At 70.8% G+C, this 9,633-nt stretch carries 9 protein-coding genes; 3 read left to right on the plus strand and 6 right to left on the minus strand.

All coding sequences use genetic code 11. The features are described from left to right. Window positions 1-58: 58 nt before the first annotated feature. From DVR07_RS02425 to DVR07_RS02435, 3 genes are all read right to left on the minus strand, one after another. Window positions 59-1,393 (minus strand): chemotaxis protein CheC, encoded by a 1,335-nt coding sequence (locus DVR07_RS02425; protein ID WP_115795187.1) that lies wholly within the window; start codon window positions 1,391-1,393, stop codon window positions 59-61. Beyond that, window positions 1,390-4,434 carry an ATP-binding protein gene (locus DVR07_RS02430; RefSeq protein ID WP_115795188.1) on the minus strand — a complete coding sequence of 1,015 codons (3,045 nt, stop codon included), beginning with the start codon at window positions 4,432-4,434 and terminating at the stop codon, window positions 1,390-1,392. The genes DVR07_RS02425 and DVR07_RS02430 overlap by 4 nt, the downstream gene beginning before the upstream one ends. 63 nt (window positions 4,435-4,497) lie before the next feature. Further along, window positions 4,498-4,869, minus strand: coding sequence for a response regulator (locus DVR07_RS02435; RefSeq protein ID WP_115795189.1), 372 nt, complete (start codon window positions 4,867-4,869; stop codon window positions 4,498-4,500). Window positions 4,870-5,048: 179 nt separating this feature from the next. Between DVR07_RS02435 and DVR07_RS02440 the strand changes: the two genes are divergently transcribed. From DVR07_RS02440 to DVR07_RS02450, 3 genes are all read left to right on the plus strand, one after another. Continuing rightward, window positions 5,049-5,411, plus strand: coding sequence for a group I truncated hemoglobin (locus DVR07_RS02440; RefSeq protein ID WP_115795190.1), 363 nt, complete (start codon window positions 5,049-5,051; stop codon window positions 5,409-5,411). A 75-nt stretch (window positions 5,412-5,486) separates the two neighbouring features. Beyond that, complete coding sequence (locus tag DVR07_RS02445) at window positions 5,487-6,611, plus strand: DUF3179 domain-containing protein (protein WP_115795191.1); 1,125 nt, start codon at window positions 5,487-5,489, stop codon at window positions 6,609-6,611. Then, complete coding sequence (locus tag DVR07_RS02450; protein ID WP_115795192.1) at window positions 6,611-7,207, plus strand: hypothetical protein; 597 nt, start codon at window positions 6,611-6,613, stop codon at window positions 7,205-7,207. The genes DVR07_RS02445 and DVR07_RS02450 overlap by 1 nt, the downstream gene beginning before the upstream one ends. 95 nt (window positions 7,208-7,302) lie before the next feature. On the opposite strand, the gene DVR07_RS02455 is transcribed toward DVR07_RS02450, so the two are convergent. From DVR07_RS02455 to DVR07_RS02465, 3 genes are all read right to left on the minus strand, one after another. Next, window positions 7,303-8,061 (minus strand): hypothetical protein, encoded by a 759-nt coding sequence (locus tag DVR07_RS02455; RefSeq protein ID WP_115795193.1) that lies wholly within the window; start codon window positions 8,059-8,061, stop codon window positions 7,303-7,305. Between the two features lie 94 nt (window positions 8,062-8,155). Beyond that, entirely contained in the window at window positions 8,156-9,394 is a 1,239-nt protein-coding gene (locus DVR07_RS02460; RefSeq protein WP_115795194.1) for a mandelate racemase/muconate lactonizing enzyme family protein, read from the minus strand. Between the two features lie 9 nt (window positions 9,395-9,403). Beyond that, complete coding sequence (locus tag DVR07_RS02465; protein ID WP_115795195.1) at window positions 9,404-9,607, minus strand: hypothetical protein; 204 nt, start codon at window positions 9,605-9,607, stop codon at window positions 9,404-9,406. Window positions 9,608-9,633: the final 26 nt, after the last annotated feature.

The raw sequence follows: 9,633 nt of genomic DNA on the forward strand, positions 1-9,633 counted from the left end.
GGGTGAGGGGCAGTATCCCCCCAGAAAGGTAACTCTCGTCGGAAGGACGGCTCGCGGCTCAGAGCGAGTCCCAGTAGTCGAGGTCCATCTCCTCGCCGGAGAGGTCGGTGTCGGCCTCGGGTTCCGTGTCGGCCACCCGGGCCATGTCGAACTCGCCGAGCGCGGTCCGGAGGTCCGCCTCGTCGGGGATGACGTAGATGTCGAGGTCGACCTCGGTGTCGACCGCCTCGATGCGGGTGTCGAAGACGAACGCGAACTCCTGGGACTCGCCCAGCCCCACGACGAGGGGGTCGACCACCGCCGCGCCCATGTCGTGGGCGTAGGCCGGTGTCGAGTGGTCGATGGTCGTGTCGAGCAGGTTGGCCCACCCGTCGAGCATCCCGCTGGCCATCACGTTCGACAGCTCCTGGACGGCGTCGCGCTCGAACGCGCCGAAGTCGGTCGCGGTCCGGCCTTCGACGCTCCGACTCACCAGCCGCCGGGCCGAGCCCTCGTCGAACAGGAAGAGGAGGTAGCCGCTGGGCATCCCGGAGAAGCTGAACGCCACGCCGATCATCCGCTCGGTCGACACCTCGCTGGGGATGGCGTCGAGCGAGATGAAGTTGATGCGCCGGATGTCGACGTCCATCTCGATGTCGGTCATCTGGGTCAGGTTGGCCGCCACCTGGGTCGCGCCGCGCTGGGCGATGCGGTCGAACCCGACCAGCTTCTCGAACTCGATGGCGCGGTCCTCGGTCCGGGCCCGGAACAGCCGCCGGACCGTCTCGGCGTCCGGAATCAGGTAGTGGCGGAACGTCAGTTCCTCGCCGACCGCCTCGAGGTTGTTCCGGAACAGCACCGCGAGGTCGTCGGACGCGGGCGTTCCGGACCGCTCGCCCGTCTCGGCGGTTTCGGCAGCTACCGTGTCGCCATCGCCGCCCGTTCCTGCTCCCGCCAGCGCGAATTCCGCATTGCCGAGGAACGCGTCGGGGTCGTCGGCCGTCACGTACGTCGGTGCCGACACGTCGACGTTGGTGTCGAGCACGTTCGCCCACCCGTCGACGAACCCGTTGTTCATTATCTGGGCGATCTCGGTCACGGTGCTCTCCCGGAGCGTCCCCTCCTCGACGGTGGGGACGTCCGCGACGACCGCCGAGGCGATGGTCTCGGCGCTCTCGCGGTCGAACAGTAGCAGCGAGGTCCCGCCGACCCCGTCCGAGAGGCCCACGCGGATGCCGACCCACTCGGCGTCGGCCAGTTCGCGCGCGACCGAGTCGTCTCTGGTGAAGTTGAGGTGGGTGACCTCGACCCGCGCCGGGATGTCGGTCATCGAACTCAGTCGACTGGCCGCCAGGCCGGCGCCCTCCCGGGCCATCTCGTAGAACGTCCCGAGGGTGTCGACGTCGAGTTTCATAGCGTTGCCACGTCCAGCACGTTCACCGCGCGGCCGTCGCCCAGCGTGGTCGCCCCGCTGACGCCGGGGACGTCCCGGAGCAGGTCGCCGTAGGGCCGGACCACGACCTCCTGGGACGTCACCATCCGGTCGCACCGCAGCGCGAGCCGGCCGGCCTGGGTGCGGAGCCAGACCATCTGGTCGCCGGCCTCGGGCTCGGAGTCGGTGTCGGAGCCCTCGAGCCCCAGCGCGGACGCCAGCCGAACGTGGGGGTAGGCGTCCTCGGCCTCGACGCCCTCCGGCAGGCCGCCCACGAGGTCGAGGTCCGACCGCCGGACCACCTCCCGGCCGTTCTCGGTCTCGACCGGCGGTGCGGGCGTCACCTGCTCGACCGCGGTCATCGGGACGCCGAACGTCTGGCCGGTCGTCGCCACGAACAGCACCTCGGTCAGCGCGATGGACACCGGGACCGTGAGCCGAACGGTGGTCCCCACGCCGGGGTCGCTCTCGACGCTCACCGTGCCGTTGAGGTCGGCGACCGTCCGGTGGACCACGTCCATGCCGACGCCCCGGCCGCTCACGTCGGTCACCTCATCGCTGGTGGTGAATCCCGGCTCGAACAGCAGGTCGTAGGTCTGCTCGTCGCTCAATTCCGCGGCCTCGGCCCGGGTGACGACGCCGTTCTCGACGGCTCGGTCGCGGACCGCCTCGGGGTCGACGCCCCGACCGTCGTCCGAGAGCTCGACGACCACCTCGTCGCCGACGCGCTCGGCCGAGATGGCGACGGTCCCGTCTCGCGCCTTGCCGGCCGCCTCGCGCTCCTCGGGCGGTTCGATGCCGTGGTCGACCGCGTTGCGCGCGAGGTGGACCAGCGGGTCCCGGAGCCGGTCGACGATGGAGCGGTCGAGCTCCACGTCGGCGTCGTCGGCGACGACCTCGACCTCCTTGCCCTGCGAGCGAGCCACGTCCCGGACGGTCCGGGGGATCTCCTCGAGCGCGGTCTCGAGCCCCACGAGCCGCACGTCGACGACGGTCCGGCGGTACTCGGTGACGATCCGGAGCAGGTTCGACACCTCCTCGCGGACGGCCTCGTCGGTCTCGGGGCCGACCGCCTCGTCGAGCCGGAGGTGTGACAGCGACAGCTCCTCGGCGACGTTCAGCAGTCGGTCGGCGGTCTCGACGTCGACGGTCGTCGCCTGCAGCCGGTCGAACTCCCGGGTGTCGCCGGCGCGCTCCCCGCCCCGGTCCGGGAACTCCGCGGCGTCGAGGCTGCTCGCCTCGATGGTCGGCACCGCAGACCGGAAGACCTCGCCCTCGTCGCCGGCGTCCTCGCTCCCCGGCCCGGTGCCGAGCAGGTCGCCGAACCGCGACTCGAACTCCGCCATCTCCTCGTCGACCGCGACGTCCATCTCGGCGCCGCCGCCCGCGTCGGAGTCGCCGTCGAGGTCGGCGTCGAACTCGCCGCGGAGGTCCACGCCGAGGTCGGTCTCGGGCAGCGAGTCGGGGTCCGGCATCGGGTCGGCGTCCGACGCCGGTTCGGCGTCCGGCATCGCGTCCGGGTCCGGAAGCGAGTCCGCGTTCGGGGCCGACTCCGCAGTAGGCACCGAGTCCGCGTCGGGGATCGAGTCGTCGTCCGGAACCGGATCAGCGTCCGGTGCCCCGTCGTCGGCCGCGACCGTGTCGGCGTCCGTCCCGTCGTCCGCCGCGGTCGCTGGTTCCGCGTCCGACGCCTCGTCCGGCGTCGCGGACGACGTCGGTTCCCCGGGCGAGACCGATCCGTCGCCGGATTCCGGCGCGTCCTCGGCCTCGTCGCCCCCGAAGACGAACGTGCCCGGCTCTTCGGTCTCTTCGGTCTCGTCGGTCTCGTCGACTCCCTCGACCTCGCCGTCCGCGTCTGGCTCGCCACTCGCGTCGGTCGTCGCGTCGGGCGCACCGACCGCCCCGTCTTGGTCGTCGTCCGGCGACGGATCGGCGTCGGCCAGCCCGAGGGGGTCGCCGATCGCGTCGGCAGGCTCGCCGCTGCTCTCGCCGACCGCCGCGCCGCCCGCCGGGTCGGCGTCGACGTCGCCGGTCCCGAGCAGGTCGGGCGGCAGGTCAGGGGAGTCGCCGCTTCCGGTCGGGGCGTCGGCCGATTCCGACGCCGGTCCGGCGGCGCCGTCCTCGGAGGGGGCCGCCGCGGCGTCCTCGTCCGGATCCTCCTCTGGTTCGAGCGCCAGCAGCTCCTCGATGGTGTAGGTGTCCTCGTCGTCGAACTCGCCGAACTCGACCGCGTCGATGTCGGCCTGGAGGTCGTCGACGCCCTGGTCGTCGTCGACCCGCCGTTTCGTCTCCTCGAAGAACGCCGAGGGTTCGTCTGGGGTCTCCGCGGGACCAGGGCCGGCGGCGGAGTCGGCGTCGTCGGCCCCTCGCAAGGAGTCGGCCGAAGTCGAACCGGACGTCGCGGAGTCGGTCCCGAGGTCGCCCTCGTCGCCGAGCATGCCCCACCCGTCGAGTTCCTCGTCGTCGGCCGGGTCGTCCAGCCCGTCGAGCAGGCCGTCGATGTCGTCGAACTCGGAGGTCTCCTCGAGCGCCGCGACGACGTCGTCGCTCAGCCCCTCCTCGGCGGGGTCCCAGTCGTCGTCAGGGTCGGCGAAGCCGGACGCGGCGGCGTCGAGCGTCGCGTCCGAGTCGGTCGGCGTCCGCGCGCGCTCCTCGTCGAGGGTCGCCCGAAGTGACGCGCAGGTCGCGGCGACGTCGCCCTCGACGTCGCCGCCGACAGCGTCGGTCCGGACCGTCGCTTCGAGGAGGTCGACGGTCGCCAGCGCCTCGTCGATCAGCGCGGGCGTCGGTTCGACCGCGCCGGCCCGGAGCGCGTCGAGCGCGTCCTCGACCGCGTGGGCCAGGTCGCCGGCGTCGTCGAGCCCGCGGGTCCGGCACGACCCCTTGAGCGAGTGGGCGACCCGGAACAGCTCGGCGACCGGCGCGTCCGCGTCCCCGCCGGCCTCGGCGGCGAGCAGGCCGTCGTTCAGCGTGCGGATCTGGGACCTCGCCTCGCGGCGGAAGGCGTCGTCAGTCGGAGCCATCCCTGTACCCCCGCGAGGCGTCGGGTCGCAGGCGCCGGTCGGCGTCGTCGGTCGCGACCGCGGTCACGGGGCGACCACCCCGTCGATGGCGTCGGTCAGCTCCTCGTCCTCGAACGGCTTGGTGATGTAGGCGTCGGCGCCCGCCCGCGCGGCCAACTGTATCTTCTGGCGCTGGCCCACGCTGGTGCACATGATGACCCGCACCTCTTCGTCGAGCTTCTTGATCGCGGCGGTGGCCTTCAGCCCGTTGGCCTTCCGCATCACGATGTCCATCAGCACGAGGTCGACCTCGTCGGCGTGCTCCTTGTACCGCTGGATGGCCCACGCGCCGTTGGGCGCCTCGGCGACGATGCGGTACTCGTCGGCCGCGAGCGCGCTCTTGACCCGCTGGCGCATGAACTCCGAGTCGTCCACGATGAGAATCCCGGTCTTCATGGCGTGATACCTGTTATTCGCTCCGAGCCGTGCAAAGTATAAAATACTACTCCCCGGAAATATACCACCGAATCCGACAGTTCGCCACCGCTGACACTTTTTCAGGCAGTGGTGGTCGGTGAATTTCCGCAAATCGGCCAATACATTTAATCGCCTCGGTTATATCCGATTAGTCACACGTGTCCCAGACCCTCTACGAACGGCTCGGCGGTCGCGACGCCATCGCGGCGGTGGTCGAATCGTTCTACGAGCGCGTCCTCGACGACGAGCGCGTGGCTCACTTCTTCGAGGACGCCGACGTGGCGTCGCTCCGGACCCACCAGACCCAGTTCCTCGCGTCCGCGACGGGCGGTCCGGTCGAGTACGACGGCGCGGACCTCGAGACCGCCCACGCCCACCTCGACATCGGCGCGCAGGACTTCGAGATCATCGCGGTCCACCTCGACGAGGCGCTGGCGTCGTTCGAGGTGCCCGACGGCGAGCGCGGCGAGGTCCTCGCCGCGGTCGGCGAACTCGAACCGGCCGTCGTCTCGGCGGAGTGAGCCCGGGCGGTCGGGTGTGCAGTCGGCGGGCACAGGCGTGGAAGCGTTAACTCTTCGCAAGCGGTACCGACCGGCATGGAACCGACGTCGAGACGAGCGTTCGTATCCGCGATGGCGGCCGCCGTCGGCGGGCTGTCGGGGTGTCTCGGCGGTGCGACCCCGCAGCCGCCGTCGGACCGGGACGAAGGGGAGTCGGCACAGCCCGCGACCACGACGGGAGAACGAATGGGAGGAGTCCCGGTCCGCAGCACGGCGCTGCCGGTCGAGTACGAGCTCGGGGCGCTCCGCGACGAGGTGCTGTCCGGTGGCCCGCCCAAGGACGGCATCCCCTCGATCGACGAGCCCACGTTCTGGGGCGTCGACAGAGCCGACCGGGAGCTTCGCGACCGGGACGTCGTCTTCGGGCTGGTCCGTAACGGCGAGGTGAAAGCGTACCCGCAGCGGATTCTGGTCCACCACGAGATCGTCAACGACGTCGTGGGCGAGCAGCCGGTGGCGGTGACCTACTGCCCGCTGACCGGGACGGCGATGGGGTTCCGCCGGGGCGAGACCACGTTCGGCGTCTCGGGCGAGCTGCTGAACAACAACCTCGTGATGTACGACCGCGCGACCGACAGCCGCTGGCCCCAGGTGCTCGCGACGGCCATCTCCGGCGAGTTCGAGGGGAAGTCGCTGCAGGAGTTCCGGCTGGTCTGGACGACCTGGCGGAAGTGGAGGACGGCCCACCCCGAGACGAGGGTCCTCTCGACCGACACCGACGCGCTCCGCGACTACGGCAACGACCCCTACGGCTCGTACGTACCGGACCCCGCGGGCTACTACTCGCGGGACGCGACGCTGTTCCCGCCGCTCGGCCGCGACGACCGCCTGCCGAACAAGGCGGTGGTCGTGGGGGTTCGCACCGGGGACGGGCGCCTCGCGGTCGAGAAGTCCGCGCTGCGGGAGGCGGGTCTCCTGTCGGGATCGGCGGGGTCGGACGACGAGTCGACCCACCTGGCAGTCTACGACCCGACCCTCGACACGGCGTACGTCTACCGGAACCCGGACGACGCAGCCTTCGACTACCGGGACGGTCGGGCGGTCGCCGCCGACGGCACCAGCCACGTTCCGGCGGACCTGCCGCTCGACCGGGTGTACGCCTTCGACGCGATGTGGTTGGCGTGGGCTGGCTTCTACCCGAGCACGGGGCTGGTGACCTGATGGCGGCCGAGACGGTCGCGGGCGGGCCGGTGGGGCGCACCGTCGCCAGCACCGGGTTCGCCCTCCGGGCGGCGCTCGGCCGGCGCGACGGTCGGGCGGTGTTCGCGAGCGTCACGGTCCTCTATCTCGTGGCGTACCTCTGGTTCAGCGACCTGCTGAACCTCGGGAACGACGGGGTCGGACTGACGGTGGCCGGCGATCCGCTCGGACGGTTCTTCGAACTGGCCAACGGCGCGCTGTCGTTCGAGCCGGTGGCGCTCGTCGAGTTCGGGCTCGGAACCTACCTGTTCTCGCTGAACACGGTCCTCGGGCTGGGCGTCGCGGTGCTCGTCGGCCTCAACCTCGCGGTGACGTACCTCGCGTGGCGGCAGCCGGCGGCCTGCGGCATCGGGACGTCGTCAACGGGGGTGCTCGCCGGGGTTCCGGCGCTGCTCTCCGGGGCGGCCTGCTGCGGCTCGGTCGTCCTCATCGTCTTCGGGATTCAGGCCTCCAGCACGCTGCTGACCGCGTTCGAGTGGCTGATTCCGTCCGCGGTGGTCCTGCTGGTCGGGAGCCTGCTCTGGATCGGTCGGCAGGTCGAACCGGCGCTCGCGTAGCGGGCGGTCCGGAGCGGGGTGCGTCGGTCGACGAACCGGGGTGCAGGCCGTTCCTCGGGACGAGGGCGCGGCCCGAGACCGACGACCGGCCGGGCCTACTCCGAGCGACCGTCCCCGACGTACCGGACGTCGACCCGACTCCGGAGTCGCCCGGCCAGCGCGAGGCCGACCAGCGGACTGCCCCACCGCAGGATGTCGGCGAGGAGCAGTTCCACGTTGAGCCGGTCGGTGTGTCCGGCGGCGTACACACGGTAGTAGGTGTTGTCGCCCAGTCGCACGGGCGTCTCCGGCACGTCGACCTCGCGGTGGGCCGTCCCGACGCCGGTCCTGGCGGCTTCCCTGACGGCCGGGCGGACGTCCTCGGCCGAGACCGACACCCGTTGGAGCGCGTCGCCGGCCGACGCCGGCTCGAGCGCGAGGTCGACGCGGTACATCCCGTCGCTGTTCTCCGCGGAGCGATTGGCCACGTAGCTCGTCTCGTACGTCGTTCCGTTCACGATTGCGTACTCGTAGTGGTCGACTGTCGGGAGTCTCGACGGTCCGGGCGTGCTGGACGCGATTCCCGTCGGCACGGTGTGGTTCCGGGCGAGGTACCGCTCGAAGTAGCAGCCCCGCGAGTGTGCGAAATCACCTGTACACGCGACGTCGGCGCTGATGGGGCCGCGGACCGGCGGGTCCGAGTCGTTCGCGTACGCGATGGTCCCGTCGGACGCGGTGACGCGAGCGCTCTCGTAGCGGTAGGTCGGGTCGCCGAAGTGGGCCAGCGGCGCCCAGATCGGTCCGGCGAGCAGCGCGAGCGCGACAACTGCGAGGAGGGCGTCGCGGCGCTTCGGGGAGAGGAGGGCGGGGGCCATACTCGTAGCCGGCGAGCCGCGGACCAAAACTGTAACGCTATCGGGGAGTCGGGTAGGCTGCCGAGAACAGAGATACCGTCAGGATGCGACGAAGCTACGCTTCGTCGAACAACTCCTCGCCCTCGACCATGTGCTCCTCGACCGTGTCCATGTCGAGGGTCACGCCGAGGCCGGGCTCCTCCGGGACCGTGATGTGGCCGTCCTCGATGACGTCCTCCTCGACGAGGTCCTCCCACCAGCCCAGCTGGTAGCTGTGGTACTCGACCGCCAGCGAGTTCGGGATGGCCGCGCCGACGTGGGCCGACGCCATCGTGGCGACCGGCGAGGAGACGTTGTGCATCGCGACCGGGATGTAGTAGGTGTCAGCCATGTCCGCTATCTTGCGGGTCTCGCGCATCCCGCCGGTCTTGGGCATGTCGGGCGCGACGATGTCGACCGCCTGCTCCTCGACCAGCCGGCGCTGGCCGTGCTTTCGGTAGACGTTCTCGCCCGCGGCGATGGGCGTGGTCGTCGAGTGGGTGACGTTGGCCTGGACGTCGAGGTTCTCCGGCGGGACCGGGTCCTCTAGCCACCAGATGTCGTACTCCTCGAGGGCGCTCGCGAGGCGCTTCGCGCTGCCCGCCGAGAAGGTCCAGTGGCAGTCGAAGGCGACGTCGGCCCGGTCGCCGACGGCCTCGGTGACGGCCTCGACGATCTCGACCTTGTGGTCGATCTCTGGGTTGCGGAGGTGGCGGTTCGCGCGGTCCTTCTCGTGGCCCGAGGGCACGTCGAGGTCGAACTTCAGTGCGTCGTAGCCCAGCTCCTCGACCACGCGCTCGGCCTCCGCGGCGTTCGACTCGGGGTCGGCCTCCTCGCCGGCGTGGCAGTCGCAGTACACCCGGACCTGGTCGCGGTACTTCCCGCCGAGCAGCTGGTAGGCGGGGACGTCGAGCAGCTTGCCCGCGACGTCGTGGAGCGCGATCTCGATGCCCGAGATGGCGGTGACGGTCACGCCCTGGATCGAGCCCTCGCCGGACATCTTCTGGATCAGGTGCTCGTAGAGCCGGTCGATGTCCAGGGGGTTCTCGCCGACCACGAACGGCTTCATCCGCTCGACGAGTTCGGGTACGCCCGCGCCCCAGTAGGCCTCGCCGGTCCCCACGACGCCGGCGTCGGTGTAGACGCGGACGAGCGTCCACGGGAAGTTGCCGTCGACCATCGTGGTCTGAACGTCGGTGATCTCTACGTCCCGGCCCCCGCCGCGCGCTCCGGTGGCCTCCATCGTCTCCGCCGAGAGGTCCCGCATGGTGTACTCGGCGTTCGGGTCGTGGAGCGACTCGTAGTTACGAACCATGCGAAATGGTTACTCCGGAGAGAGTAAAAGTTTGAATGGTCCGGCGCTCCGGCCGGCCGCGAGCGCGGGGCCCAGGACCAACTGGACGCCGACCGCGACCAGTACCGTCGCGAACGGGACGCAGTGGACGCTCAGCGCGCCGAGCGCGCCGACCGCCCAGAACTGTCCGCCGAGTGCGGTGCGCTTGTTGAGTGGAGGGATGGTGCAGTTCATGAGTGACCTTCGTGACGAGCGACAGC

Origin of the sequence: Halorussus rarus, assembly GCF_003369835.1 — an archaeon.
Classification (GTDB): Archaea; Halobacteriota; Halobacteria; order Halobacteriales; family Haladaptataceae; genus Halorussus; species Halorussus rarus.